Origin of the sequence: Niallia sp. NCCP-28, from assembly GCF_023168165.1 — a bacterium.
Lineage (GTDB): Bacteria > Bacillota > Bacilli > Bacillales > Cytobacillaceae > Niallia.
This window is the reverse complement of the sequence record NZ_BQYJ01000003.1, coordinates 565,774-578,959: the sequence shown is the minus strand read 5'-3', so window position 1 is coordinate 578,959 and position 13,186 is coordinate 565,774. Positions and strand designations below refer to the sequence as shown.

At 35.4% G+C, this 13,186-nt stretch carries 12 protein-coding genes and 1 pseudogene; 6 read left to right on the top strand and 7 right to left on the bottom strand.

The features are described from left to right. Positions 1–11: 11 nt before the first annotated feature. Positions 12–782 (bottom strand): TerC family protein, encoded by a 771-nt coding sequence (locus tag NCCP28_RS12105; RefSeq protein ID WP_248561654.1) that lies wholly within the window; start codon positions 780–782, stop codon positions 12–14. Positions 783–1,282: 500 nt separating this feature from the next. On the opposite strand from NCCP28_RS12105, the gene NCCP28_RS12100 reads away from it, so the two are divergent. Beyond that, positions 1,283–1,513 carry a hypothetical protein gene (locus NCCP28_RS12100; RefSeq protein WP_248561653.1) on the top strand — a complete coding sequence of 77 codons (231 nt, stop codon included), beginning with the start codon at positions 1,283–1,285 and terminating at the stop codon, positions 1,511–1,513. A 163-nt stretch (positions 1,514–1,676) separates the two neighbouring features. Here the strand turns inward: NCCP28_RS12100 and NCCP28_RS12095 are convergent, their stop codons facing one another. Next, positions 1,677–2,327 carry a helix-turn-helix transcriptional regulator gene (locus NCCP28_RS12095; RefSeq protein ID WP_248561652.1) on the bottom strand — a complete coding sequence of 217 codons (651 nt, stop codon included), beginning with the start codon at positions 2,325–2,327 and terminating at the stop codon, positions 1,677–1,679. 339 nt (positions 2,328–2,666) lie between these two features. On the opposite strand from NCCP28_RS12095, the gene NCCP28_RS12090 reads away from it, so the two are divergent. Genes NCCP28_RS12090 through codB form a run of 4 tightly spaced genes read left to right on the top strand, consistent with a single transcriptional unit; the run spans position 2,667 to position 7,508 of the window. Then, positions 2,667–3,560, top strand: coding sequence for a polysaccharide deacetylase family protein (locus NCCP28_RS12090; protein ID WP_248561651.1), 894 nt, complete (start codon positions 2,667–2,669; stop codon positions 3,558–3,560). 23 nt (positions 3,561–3,583) lie between these two features. Further along, positions 3,584–4,858 (top strand): cytosine deaminase, encoded by a 1,275-nt coding sequence (gene codA / locus NCCP28_RS12085; protein WP_248561650.1) that lies wholly within the window; start codon positions 3,584–3,586, stop codon positions 4,856–4,858. Positions 4,859–4,876: 18 nt separating this feature from the next. After that, a complete protein-coding gene (locus tag NCCP28_RS12080) occupies positions 4,877–6,265 on the top strand; it encodes an MFS transporter (protein ID WP_248561649.1) in 1,389 nt (462 codons plus the stop codon). Beyond that, positions 6,249–7,508 carry a cytosine permease gene (gene codB / locus NCCP28_RS12075; protein WP_248561648.1) on the top strand — a complete coding sequence of 420 codons (1,260 nt, stop codon included), beginning with the start codon at positions 6,249–6,251 and terminating at the stop codon, positions 7,506–7,508. The genes NCCP28_RS12080 and codB overlap by 17 nt, the downstream gene beginning before the upstream one ends. Before the next feature lie 134 nt (positions 7,509–7,642). On the opposite strand, the gene NCCP28_RS12070 is transcribed toward codB, so the two are convergent. The 3 genes from NCCP28_RS12070 to NCCP28_RS12060 form a co-directional block, all read right to left on the bottom strand. Continuing rightward, the gene (locus tag NCCP28_RS12070; protein ID WP_248561647.1) at positions 7,643–7,810 is read right to left on the bottom strand and encodes a Fur-regulated basic protein FbpA; all 168 of its coding nucleotides are present in this window, start codon (positions 7,808–7,810) and stop codon (positions 7,643–7,645) included. Positions 7,811–8,350: 540 nt separating this feature from the next. After that, positions 8,351–9,349, bottom strand: a complete 999-nt coding sequence (locus tag NCCP28_RS12065) for a DUF4179 domain-containing protein (RefSeq protein ID WP_248561646.1) — start codon at positions 9,347–9,349, stop codon at positions 8,351–8,353. 14 nt (positions 9,350–9,363) lie between these two features. Next, positions 9,364–9,921: a sigma-70 family RNA polymerase sigma factor gene (locus tag NCCP28_RS12060; protein WP_248561645.1), complete on the bottom strand. Its 558-nt coding sequence runs from the start codon at positions 9,919–9,921 to the stop codon at positions 9,364–9,366. A 419-nt stretch (positions 9,922–10,340) separates the two neighbouring features. Here NCCP28_RS12060 and NCCP28_RS23980 point away from each other — a divergent pair. After that, positions 10,341–10,500, top strand: a pseudogene (locus NCCP28_RS23980) (YunG family protein); the annotation flags it as partial. A gap of 481 nt (positions 10,501–10,981) precedes the next feature. On the opposite strand, the gene NCCP28_RS12055 reads toward NCCP28_RS23980, so the two are convergent. Both NCCP28_RS12055 and NCCP28_RS12050 read right to left on the bottom strand, forming a co-directional pair. Continuing rightward, a complete protein-coding gene (locus NCCP28_RS12055) occupies positions 10,982–12,331 on the bottom strand; it encodes an LLM class flavin-dependent oxidoreductase (protein WP_248561644.1) in 1,350 nt (449 codons plus the stop codon). A 33-nt stretch (positions 12,332–12,364) separates the two neighbouring features. Continuing rightward, positions 12,365–13,186 carry an ABC transporter permease gene (locus NCCP28_RS12050; protein ID WP_248561643.1) on the bottom strand — a complete coding sequence of 274 codons (822 nt, stop codon included), beginning with the start codon at positions 13,184–13,186 and terminating at the stop codon, positions 12,365–12,367.

The window sequence follows — 13,186 nt, the reverse complement described above, 5'->3', positions numbered from 1 at the left end:
CAGATAACAAGTTATTCTTTTGTTGATACAATTTCTTCTGAGAATTTTTTGTTTTTATTAATAAAGTGAATAATAAACGTAATAATAAAGGTAATGATCAAAATCGCAAAAAATACATAATGATGCAGTTCATAGCCTAAAACACTTGCAAACATTTTTAAAGCGATAATGCCAATCAGTACATAAGCAGTTGTTTCAAGCTCTGGCACTTTTTCTATAAGCACTAAAAATAATTTAGCCACCGTTCTCATCATTAAAATGCCGATCATTCCGCCAAGAAGGAGAATCCATACTTCCTCTGAAACTGCAAAAGAAGCCAAAATGCTGTCAACAGAAAAAGCCAAGTCCATTAATTCAACGGAAATTACAGTTGCCCAGAAAATGCCGAATGTGCGAACAAGCAATCCTTTCTTTTTGACGCCAGTTGCTTCTTCGTCCTCTTCTCCTTTCCAGAAATGCTTAATCACAATCCACGCAAGATAGGCTGCACCCAACACTTTAATCCACATAAATTTAATTAAATAAACGCCAATTCCGATAAAAATAAACCGGAAAAAATAGGCTCCAAACAATCCATAGGTCAGTGCCTTTTTTTGTTTATCCGGCGGAAGATGCTTGACCATAATGGCAAGAACCAAGGCGTTATCTGCAGAAAGCAGCCCTTCCAATATAATCAATGTGCCGATTAATCCCCAAGAAACAGGATCTGTTAAAACCTCTGCCCACATCTCAAAGTCAAAAAAAGATGCATATGTCGCAAAAACTTCATGTAAAAATCCCACTAGGAAAGCCCCCAATATTTGTTAAGATGTTAATATTTAGATTATTATACTCCTAGTTTTTGTCTATCGCAATATGCTGTTGATGCTCAATAAAAAAACTAGGACATTTCTAGATAAATATTACCTGCTGTTACATAAAAACTTCCCCTCTATTTTGAAAGTTCTTCCCTTTTATTCAGCTGTTTTTTGAATAATTATGTTAAATTATAGATTACATAGCAATAAATAGGTATAAATGGCATACTGATTTTTAGAATTTATGTATTTGCGCCCGATTTTTATAGACTTCCCTTTAGTTTTTTTCTTAATATTGACCATTATATATACAAAAAGGTAATAATGTAATGAATTTTTTTCCATTTATGGCATATTAATTGGCATTATTGCAGGGTTTCCTCTTCCACTTGTATGTGAAGACTATTTGTCGATGCCATTGGTTTATCAGCAACAAAAACATAGTGAATTTTTTATATGTAACCTAGCAGAAAGGATGAATCTTAATGACAAATCTACATGAAACACAAAAAATAGAAGAAGATATGAGCAAACAAGATAATAGCATCTATGTTTCTGAAGAAATAGAAATGCTAGGAAAGGTGCTAGGCGAAAAAGAATTGCAGCCCTTTTCCATTTCTTCCTTTCCAAAACCTATTAGATTAATTGGTTATTTATTGCTAGCTTTTGTTATAGCAATATTGCTTTTCTTTATGATTGTAAATGTATTTCTTTAATTTAATGAAGGGACTGACTAATAAGTCCTAAAATAAAAACAGGTGAAGAAAAATGTTAGGATGGAGAAAAACTATCCTGTTTTTTCCTAAAGGTTCTCGATTTTCATGCAGAACAAGGCAAAAAACTTCTCACAAATGAAGGAGTTTTTCGCCTTGTTGACAACTATCTAATTTCATCCAAATAATTATAAATCGTTTGCTTGGTTACTTTTAATGTTTCGCTTATTTGATCAATCGCACCATTTATAAGAAAGACTCCTTTTTCATCTAATTGCTTCACAAAAGAGACTTTATCTTCTCGTTTCATTTTATCAATTGGAATTCCCATTTCATCCAACGTGCTTCTGATGATATGCTGAAAAACTTCGCCAATATCCTTTGCATACATCTCTGGTGTCGCTTCTATCCCTTCAATATCAGACGTCATCGATAAATCATGCAGAACTTGCGTAGCAGTTAAAATAGATGTAATATCAAAATTTATGCCAATGCAGCCAATAACTTTTTCCTTTTCATTTCGTATAAAAGAAATGGATGCTTTTAATATTTTTCCGTCTTTTGATCTAGTCGTAAATCCCGGCATATCTTTTATGCTATCCCCATGTTTATACAATTCTTTTAACATCACATCTGTAATGGGCGCACCTGGTTTTCTTCCTGTAACATTTCCGTTTAAATATACAAGAGAGGATTGGTAATTTCGCAAATCATGGATGGTTACTTCGCAAAATTTCCCGAAAGTTGCGACAATCATATCTGCAACAGGAATATATCTCTGTAAAATAGGATGAATATCTTTATGTGAATGACTCATTTTTGCTCCTCTCCTACTCGCTTCTTTTCCATAAACAATATCCTACAAATTATATCATATTTATTTTCCTGGCATCTGCCCCTCTTCTCTTTTTTTTACAGGTAGTTTCTTTTATTTCTAAAGCCTTAAACTTGCAGATAACAGCGCTTTTGCCTTTTGATTAAAAGGGGAAAAATCTTTATTTTTTTTAAAATAAACCTATTTATTTTTAATTAAAATAAAAATAAATTTTAAAATATTTAAAATACCGTGTTATATTTTCTGACAATTCAGTAGATTGTTCTTTTTTTTTCCCTTATGATAATGCCTATAAGAAAAAACAATTTAAAGGAGAAATGAATGATGATCCATACAATCAATTGGCCAAATCAAAAGAAAATAGCTGTATTACTAACGTTTGATGTAGATGCAGAAACTGCTCATGCAGCAGATCCCCATAATATAAACCGTCCTTCCACTCTTTCGATGGGGACGTATGGAAGAAGAATTGGATTAAATCGAATTTTACAAATGTTAAAAAAACATGAAGTGCCTGCCACTTTTTTTGTTCCAGGTGCAACGGCAGAGCTTGATCCAACTGTTATCGAACGAATTATGGAACATAAACATGTGATCGGTCATCATGGCTACTTGCATAAACGAACGGATATCATGACATTGGAGGAAGAAGAAGCGGAATTAGTAAGAGGAATAGAAATCTTACAAAAGCATACGGGCAAATCACCTATTGGCTATCGTGCCCCACTATGGGAAATGAGCCCAAATACTCCTTCACTATTAAAAAAATATGGTTTTCTTTATGATTCAAGCTTGCAGGCTGATGATGTTCCTTATCTCATCGATGCAGGACAAGGCAAAAGACTCCTTGAGATTCCAGGAACTTGGCTGTTGGATGATTGGGAGCAATTCGCTTTTTCAGGAGATTGGACAATGCCATTTTCAATTGAAGAACCGGATAAAGTATTTCGTTTATGGAAAGCAGAGTTTGATGCACTCTATGAGGAAGGTCGCTGCTTTAATTTAACAATGCACCCACAATTAATCGGACGGGCTTCTCGAATTGCGCTAGTAGATCAATTAATTGCTTATATGAAAACAAAACCAGGTGTTTGGTTTACGACAGGAGATGAACTGGCAAAACATTGGGAAAAGAAAACAATTGAATTTGACTATATCCCAAATCTAGATATGCCTATTTTATTTCCTTCAAAAACATTTACTGCCCATAAATAAAAACTAAAGGAGATGCTTTTATCATGATAATTACAAATGCCAAGCTTTATGGAAAAAAAGGATTATGGAATCTTTCACTAAGGGAAGGAAAAATTTTTTCGATTACGCCCTCTCAGCCATTATCTAATCAGGTGAATGCAGCTATACTCGATATTCATGGAAAATTAATCCTTCCTCCCTTTGTTGAACCTCATATTCATTTAGATTATGTGCTGACAGCAGGAACACCAAGATGGAATCAATCTGGTACTCTATTTGAAGGCATTCAATGCTGGTCGGAAAGAAAAGTGTCTGTAAAGGAAACAAAGGCAGATATTAAAAATCGTGCATTACAAGCACTAAAAATGCAGATGAAACATGGCGTTCAGCATGTCCGAACACATGTGGATATCACAGATCCGAGTTTCCTGGGCTTGGAAGCCATGCTTGAGATTAAAGAAGAAATCAGACCGTGGATGGATGTGCAGATTGTTGCTTTCCCACAAGAAGGAATTTATGCTTATCCAAAAGGAGATGAATTATTAGAAGAATCATTAAACATGGGCGCAGATGTGGTTGGTGCGATTCCACATTATGAATTCACCAGAGAAGATGGAGTATTGTCTGTTAAAAAGGCACTAGAACTTGCTTATAAGTATGGAAAAATGGTCGATATTCATTGTGATGAAATTGATGATGAACAATCAAGATTTTTAGAAGTTGTTGCAGCAGAAAGCTATAAGCTAGGAATGGGTGAACATGTTACAGCAAGCCATACTACTGCGATGGGCTCTTATAATAATGCATATGCCTACAAGCTTTTTAAACTATTAAAACAAGCAAACATTCACTTTGTCTCTCTTCCGAAAGCCAACTTGCATTTGCAAGGAAGATTTGATACATTCCCAAAACGCAGGGGAATTACACGTGTCAAAGAACTTTTAGATGCAGATATTAATGTATGCTTTGGCTTAGATTCTATCATGGACCCATGGTATCCCCTTGGAGACGGCAATCTGCAGCGTGTCGTTGAAGTTGGGCTGCATGCATGTCATATGACGGGTTATGAGGATATTACCTCTGCCTATGATTTGATTACAATCAATGGAGCCAAAACATTAAATCTGCAGCAGTATGAAATAAAAGAAGGCAATAAAGCAAATTTTATTGTGCTGGATACAGATAATGAATATGATGCCGTTCGATGCCAGCCATCTGTTCTTTATTCTGTTCGAGAAGGAAAAATTATGGTAGAAACAAAACCAGCAGAAACGCAAATGCATGCATCTATTTTCTCGAAACAATTTTCCGAAAATTAAAATAAAGGAGATGACTCCATGACAGCGATAACATTGGAAGGAAATACGAAAAAAGGAATGAAACAAATTCTCGGCGGCAGTGCATTTGGCAATATGATTGAATGGTTTGATTATGCATCATACGGATATTTGGCAACTATTATCGCAAGTGTCTTTTTTGCACCAGGCGATAAAACGGCAGCTTTGCTCAGCACCTTCGCCATTTTCGCCTTATCCTTTCTTGTGCGCCCTATCGGCGGCTTAGTATGGGGCCATTATGGAGATCGATTAGGCCGGAAAAAAATATTGATTTTAACGATGTGTTTAATGTCCTTTTCCACTTTTTTAATCGGATTAATCCCCAGTTATGAACGTATTGGCATTTTAGCGCCAATTTTACTTTTGGCATGCCGAATAGTGCAAGGATTTTCGGCATCTGGAGAGTATGCAGGTGCTTCCCTTATGATTGCAGAACATGCTCCAAAGAAAAAACGTGGTCTGCTTGTTAGCCTAGTTCCCGCAAGCACCGCAGCTGGCATGCTTTTAGGAGCTATTGTTACTTCCCTGCTTGAATTTATGCTGACAGATTCTGCTTTACATAGTTGGGGATGGAGAATTCCTTTTCTTTTGTCTTTGCCATTAGGATTAATCGGGTTGTCGATTCGATTAAAAATGGAAGACTCACCATTATTTAAAGAGCTAGAATCTAAAACAGAACAATCGCTTGTTCCGCAATTAGGGGTAATGGAAGGAATCCGCAAAAACCGAAAAAATATTTTTATTGCTTTTGGTGTAATTTGCTTAAATGCTGTTGGATTCTATATCATTTTAAGTTATATGCCAACCTATTTAAGCACCGTTTTAAAATTTGCGCCGCTGCATAGTACATTAACAACCATCTTCACCTTATTTTCCTATGTGATCATGCTTCCTTTAGTGGGGATGTTAACAGATAGACTGGGCAGAAAACCTGTTTTAATCACTGCATGCCTTTTATTTATCGTATTTACGTATCCAATTTTTGCTTTAATGTCCATGGGAGGTGTTTTCACTATTTTGGCTATGATACTCCTTGGAGCGATTTTGGCCTGCAATGACGGGGTTCTTGCCACTTTTTTATCGGAAATGTTTCCGGCTAACGTTAGATACAGCGGATTTGCACTTTCCTTTAATACAGGAAATGCTATTTTTGGTGGAACAGCTTCTTATATAGCGACTTTTTTAATCGTTTCGACTGGAAATGAATTTGCGCCTGCTTTTTACTTGATGGCGGCGTCCGTTATTGCTTTATTTGCCTTAATAAAATCAGCAGAAACGGCCAATGTTTCGATGATGAAAGAGGAAGAGCCAGTGATTGGTCCCTTTCAAGAAGCAGCAATAAATAAGAAGATAGATATAAGGGGGAATACGATTGAAAACAAAGGATAAAGATTTTGCCCTGCAACCTATTCCGAAAGATCATCGCAGAGGCTTCCTCTCTATGTTTTTTGTCATGCTGGGATTCACCTTCTTCTCTTCTAGCATGGTAGCAGGCGGAACATTAGGAAAAGGTCTTGGTATAAAAGAGTTTATGATGATTGTATTACTTGGCAATCTTATTTTAGGACTATATGCAGCGTTATTAGGCTTAATTGGAGCAAAAACAGGATTGACCACACCTATGCTGACAAGCTATTCTTTTGGCAAAAAAGGCTCTTACTTAACATCCTTTTTATTAAGTGCCATTCAAATAGGCTGGTTTGGAGTCGGTGTTGCAACGTTTGCTTTAATGGTAAATAAAGCGACTGGGATTCATTTGGTGCTGCTTATTATCATCTCTGGCATTTTAATGACATCCACTGCATACTGGGGAATGACAGCATTAACTATTTTAAGTATTATTGCAGTACCTGCCATTGCGATTTTAGGAAGCCTTTCTATCTTTAACGCTACAAACGATGTGGGAGGATTTGCAGCGCTCATGCAATTAGAGCCTTCCGAACATATGTCATACACGTTAGCTCTTTCGATTTGCATCGGTTCCTTTATTGGAGGGGCAACCTTAACTCCAGATTTCACAAGATTTTCAAAAAGCAAAAAAGATGGCTTTTTGACAACATTTATTGCGTACTTTATAGGAAACTCTTTAATGTTCACATTCGGTATGGTCGGAACATTGGCATTAGGTTTTGCAGATATTTCCGAAGTAATGCTTGCCCAAGGTTTAATCATCCCTGCGATTATTATTCTAGGATTAAATATTTGGTCAACAAATGATAATTCTTTATATACTTCTGGACTAGGATTTTCCCATATTACAAAGTGGCCTAAAGATAAGATTATTTTGTTTAATGGATTTATTGGCACCGTGCTTTCCTTAGTGGTCTATAATAATTTTATCAGTTGGCTCACCATCCTTGGCTCGACGATTCCATCGATTGGAGCAATCATTCTGGCAGATTACTTTTTGCTTAGAAGAAAGGAAGGCTATCAAACCAACCAAATAAAAACCGTTAATATTAGTGCAATTATTGCTTGGATTGTTGGAATTGGGGCAGCTAATTTTCTGCCAGGCATTCCTCCAGTAAATGCCATTTTAGCAGCCATTCTGTTTTATTCGGGAACTGTGCTGGTGGATAAAGCACTAAATAAGCAAAAGAAAACAGCTACAATAGTTTCGCAAATTGAATAAAAAGCGAAAAAGACGAAGGATTCTTTCGTCTTTTTCGTAATGATTACGATTAAATAGCGGAATCTTGATTGATTTGGATAAGATAGGTCAACAATCTATGAATTACGGCATGTTAAAAATCCTGCTCTCTTCCCTTATTTTATTTCTTCTACCTGCCATTCCATCACTGCTTGATATTCTCTTTGTAATTCATCTATTGTCAGTTCATACAATTGCCTGTCATCTGATGACTTAAAGCAATCCATGTGCAATAATTGAGCAATCAGTTCTTCTTTATATTGATATTGATTTTGATCATTCACTAAAAATTTTCCATAGTTCACACTTCCTTTTTTAAAATCTTATATTGAACCGTTCGTTTTCACCGTCGTTAAATATATAGTATATGCTGATTTTTTTTATTTATTCATTCATATTCTATTTCATCTAATCCGCAGCAAGGACAAAGCTGGCAACTATCTATTGGAGCGGCAGCGGACATTTCCTGGTCCAGTTCTTCCTTAAAACCACAGCATGAGCAAAAAAGCATAATCATAAGCCCCTTTCTCATTTTAATTTATAAAATATATTACTATTTTAATTGAAAATGATTATCATTGTCAAGAATTCCTCTTTTCGTATTGTTGCTAAAATCAGATACAATAATTTATTCTTTTTCCTCTCTATTGTTACTTGTATAATAAAGGAAAATAACGAATGGAATTTAGGGATGCTTAAAATATGGGGATTTATAATGATAAATAACGGTAAATAGTAAAAAAGCCTAATTTCTGCAATTTGAGACATTAGACTTTGGTATTCTTTTATACATCTAACTGCCTTTTGTTCACTGTTTCTAAACTTTATTTCACCTTTATTTCAAAAACTTTATCATAAAGAATCTTTTCATTTATATCTATTTCATCATAAGAGGTTATATAAGGAATGACCTTCAGTTTTGGTACGGTGCTTTGTAATGCTATAAATCTATTATAGTTATCATAACCAGAAGTAGATGCGGAGAATCCCTGTAATTCCACTCCGTTTTGATCATGCATTCTAAAGCTAAGATCCGTATCGGCGGTATTTATTTTGTAAGTTAACTTTGTGGAAACAGGCGTTATTATCAATTTTTCTATCGTTACTTTTTGGTTATCCTCCAATGTAAAAGATCTATCAATTGGTATTATTTTTTCATTAGCGGCGAGTTTTTTGCCTGATGCGTTAAATGTAAAACGCCATTTTCCCTTTATTATTTTTTTTGCATCACTTCGTTCTAAATTATGAAAAACTATTTTAATCTTTTGATTATCTTTCATGTTAATATTTTGTAAATCGGTAGTCCAAAAATATTTCACTGCTGAATTAGTTATTTCGTTTGGGCCTCCTCCTCCGCTTAGTTCTGATTTTTTACCATTAATATAAACGTCTATATCTGAAAACCAATTATAGTCTAAGTCCTTATTTGTTAAATTTGTATGAAAGGTACTGCTAATAAGAAGTTGACCATCGTCTAATAATACTTCATTTAACGTTACTTTCATTCCATTATCTTCTACGGTTTCTCCAATGACTGTTTTATAATTATGTAATGAATCTTCTTTTGAATAAACAAATTTTTCAAGAGCATTCCCAATGACTGGGATATCTGCTAATGCATAGTTTGAATTCATTTCTATAAGTAAGATGATGGAAAGTGACGCTACTGCAGCAAATACTTTTCTTTTTTTTCCAGATTTACGCTTTAATTTTGTCTTTATTCTTTTTTTTATAGCCTTTTTTTCAACATCTGTTAATGGATTGCCTTCAAATTCCGATAGATCCATGTTTTCCTCATTTACACGCTCAAATAAGTTTTCCAATTGTCCACCACCTCTTATTTTTCATTTGCTGCTTTATGTTGAAATAATATGCGAAGTTTTTTTCGTCCACGGGATAAACGGTTATAAATAACGGATTTTTCCATACCCGTTTCATTTGCTAATTCATCGATGCTTTTCTCTTCCCCATAATGTTTGATGAATAATGTTTGATCCTCTTTTTTTAGGTGACTGAGCATTCTTTCGGTCGTTTTGCTTAATAAATTTTCTGTGACATGCGCCTCTATATTAAACGGGCTTTCTACCATTCTGTCATCAATATCCCTTTGATCTAAACACTTTTGGTATTTTCTTTGGTAATCAATTGCTTTATATTTTGCGATAGCTGCTATCCAATTTTTCAGTGAATTGCGCCTTTCATCATAGGAACCAATATTACCCCAAACAAGAAGAAGCACATCATCTAAACACTCCTCTTGAACAGATTCAAACTGGTACAAATATTTTTGAATGACTTTTTTTATCAAACCTCCGTAACAATCAATGATGTAATATAACGCTTTTTCATTTCTTTTGGTTAACTGTTGTACAACATTTCTATCGTTTATTTCCATTTATTTCCTCCCTATAATAAACCCCATCACTCTTTAGTACGTCATCATTATTCTTATTTCTATCAAAATAATTATTTTTTTAATTATCTATGTCAATGTATAATTTCGTTCATTCGCTATAACATCCAAATGTAGTGATTTTAAGTTATTTGAGATCATTTTGCGCTATAAATCGTGTAATCTCTATATGGTGAAAAAATAGTACCAATCAAAGCGGGATAGTGAAAATGTTTTTAGATTTTTAAAAGATACTACTATCCAGTCTTTATTTAGATAATAGGTTAGTTCTTTTCATGCCTGTTTTATAAAAGCTGGTCAATTCTTTTTAGTGCAGTATGAAATAATAAAGTAAAAATGTAAATAGTGATTAAAGAAAGAATTTTAATGGGTGAAAATGAAGCAATTAAACGAAAAATTTAATAAATGCTTTATCAAAATCCTGGTCCTTACAATCCAGTTCAAAATGGAGCACAGGTAATCCAGCAAAAGGGCAATGCGGGGTAACAGCCTTAGTGGTAAATGATATATTAGGTGAAGAAATACAAAAAAACGAAGTTATCTAAGGGCTGGAATGCTTTTTTGTGGTTGATTGTTTCTCGCAATAGGAGAGCAAATAAGTTTAGATGTTTGTTTGACTAAAGATTCTTTCAATATTTTGTCGGTCCTGATCCGCTAACATTTTGTCCCAAGACACTTCAAATTGTAAGTGCTGCATAACTTAAAACCACCTCTTGAAGTTTAAGACATAAGTAAAAGAAAAAAGACTGGATTAAACGTATCTAAGTCTTTACTTCAATAAGAAGAGAGGGATTACCTTTATTTCTTCATCATCCTGTTAATATAAGTAAAATAACTTGCCAATTTACTTATATACAAACTTTTAGTATTACTAGTTAATCAGATGTTAAATTAAAGTGGAGTCAGATAATAAAAGTCACTCTCCATACTAGATGAGTGACTTTATGGTTTCTTTCATTATGACCTATTTCAAAAATTCCAGTGATTCTCTCAAGAGTTAAGAATCTAATAATAAAAGAATAGTAATTGTTCTATCTATTTATCAATGTGAACTAAGCTCATTTTTTTGAATACACCTTACATTTGGGCGTTCAAGACCAAGGTGCTCCCTAAGTGTATTACCTGTGTACTCTTTACGAAACAACCCACGTTTTTGTAGTACCGGTATAACATAATCAACAAAATCATCAAGATCTCCTGGAATAACTGGAGGCATAATGTTAAAGCCATCGCAAGCATATTCTTCAAACCATTGTTCCATTAAATCAGCTAATTGATCTGGAGTTCCGACAAACTGTATATGTCCACGTGCTCCTAACATCTTTCTCCCAAGTTCCAGAATGGATAAATTTTCTTTATAGGCAGTATCCAAAAGGAGCTGTACTCGGCTCTTCATCCCATTGGACTGATCTGCCAAATGGGAAAGATTTTTCGGTAAAGGTTGATCATAGGAATATTTAGATAAATCATAATTGATAAATTGTGATACTGCTTGCACTGCATCTTCAGGAGAAATTAGATCTTGCAAGGTTTGATGCTTTTTCCAAGCTTCCTCCTCCGTTGCACCTATAATGGGAGAAATCCCTGGCATAATTTTTAAACTATCGTGAGAACGCCCATATTCTTCAAGTTTTGCATGGATACGCTGATAGAACAATTTTGCAGACTCTATTGACTGTTGAGCCGTAAAAACAACCTCTCCATATCGGCCGGCAGAATCAATTCCTGGTTCGGAAGAGCCTGCAACGACAAGAACCGGATAACCTTGAGGAGGACGTGGTACATTCAATCGCCCTTTTGCTGCATAAAACCGTCCTTGGAAATCAATTTCTTTTACTTTGGATTCATCGGCAAATTGCCCTTTTTTACGATCAAAAACAAGAGCGTCATCTTCCCAGCTGTCCCACAGTTGTTTAGTTAGATCTACAAATTCATTTGCCATTTCATAGCGCAGATTATGATCAGGATGCTTTGGCTTGCCATAGTTATGTGCCTCAATATCGAGCTGCGATGTGACAATATTCCATGCTGCCCTTCCACCACTTATATGGTCAAGCGTAGCAAATTTACGTGCAACATTATATGGTTCGTTATACGTTGTGGATACAGTAGCAGTTAGACCTAGTTTATTGGTAACAGCAGAGAGAGCTGCTAACAAAGTTTGTGGATCAAGCATACCAGATGCAGCTTTCTCAACATTAACAGCATAAAGCAAATCGGCAAAAAACATCATATCAAACTTGCCGCGTTCCGCTGTCTGTGCTAGTTTCTTATACATATCCAATCTAAATAAGTCTTCGACACCTGATTCAGGATGGCGCCAGCCTGCAGCATGATGGCCGCTATAATAAATAAATGCGCCTAATCGAAGTTGCCCATTTCTTTTTCTCATGTTAAACAATCTCCTTTATTATCTGATTAAAACTTAACCTTTGAATGTATCTCTCCATCGAAGCCACTTTGACTCTAAAATTCGAACAATGGAATCAGAAAGTTTACCCATAACAGCAAACAGAATGAGACCAATAAATACAATATCTGTTTCAGAATAAGCTCTTGCATCTTGAATCATATACCCAATACCGGCACTTGTTCCCATCATCTCGCTAACAACCAGTACTAACCATGCGGCACCAAGAGCAAGTCTAACACCGAGTAAAATATTGGGAAGCGCTGCTGGAATAATCAGTCTAGTGGCTCTTTTCCACCCTGAAAATTGTAGAATGCGTGATACCTCATACAACTTCCCATCAACATTGCGTACACCAAGAAATGTATTAACATACATTGGAAAAAAAGCACCTAATGCAATCATTAATACTTTTGAAAATTCTCCAATCCCAAACCAGAGAATAAACAATGGAATCAGTGAAAGTAATGGCACTGTCCGCAGCATCTGGAGCGAAGGGTCTAGCGTTTTCTCCACTAATTTACTAAGTCCTGTTAATAAGCCCACCATTAATCCGGTCAGCCCCCCGAGAAGAAAACCGACTCCTACACGAAAAAGACTGATTTCTAAATGTGACCATAATTCCCCGTTTGCAACGAGCATTACAAATTGCATCACAATGGCAGAAGGGGCAGGCAGTATCTTTGGAGACACTAATCCAAGTCCAGCGACAATCTGCCAAGCTACTACCAGAACAAATGGAAGAATCCATGCATGTAAATATCTAGGAATGTAATCAAGCCAGTCTTTAGAGCTAGCAGCTCTGTCGCCAGGCTGATGTAAAGAAGGAGTCTTCAC

What these genes read in the sequence shown, in the direction of transcription:
- NCCP28_RS12060 (WP_248561645.1), bottom strand. Translation starts at nt 9,921, where the DNA reads ATGGAAATAAACGATAGAAATGTTGTACAACAGTTAACCAAAAGAAAT.
- NCCP28_RS12100 (WP_248561653.1), top strand. Translation starts at nt 1,283, where the DNA reads ATGACAAATCTACATGAAACACAAAAAATAGAAGAAGATATGAGCAAA.
- NCCP28_RS12095 (WP_248561652.1), bottom strand. Translation starts at nt 2,327, where the DNA reads ATGAGTCATTCACATAAAGATATTCATCCTATTTTACAGAGATATATT.
- codA (WP_248561650.1), top strand. Translation starts at nt 3,584, where the DNA reads ATGATAATTACAAATGCCAAGCTTTATGGAAAAAAAGGATTATGGAAT.
- NCCP28_RS12080 (WP_248561649.1), top strand. Translation starts at nt 4,877, where the DNA reads ATGACAGCGATAACATTGGAAGGAAATACGAAAAAAGGAATGAAACAA.
- NCCP28_RS12055 (WP_248561644.1), bottom strand. Translation starts at nt 12,331, where the DNA reads ATGAGAAAAAGAAATGGGCAACTTCGATTAGGCGCATTTATTTATTAT.
- NCCP28_RS12090 (WP_248561651.1), top strand. Translation starts at nt 2,667, where the DNA reads ATGATGATCCATACAATCAATTGGCCAAATCAAAAGAAAATAGCTGTA.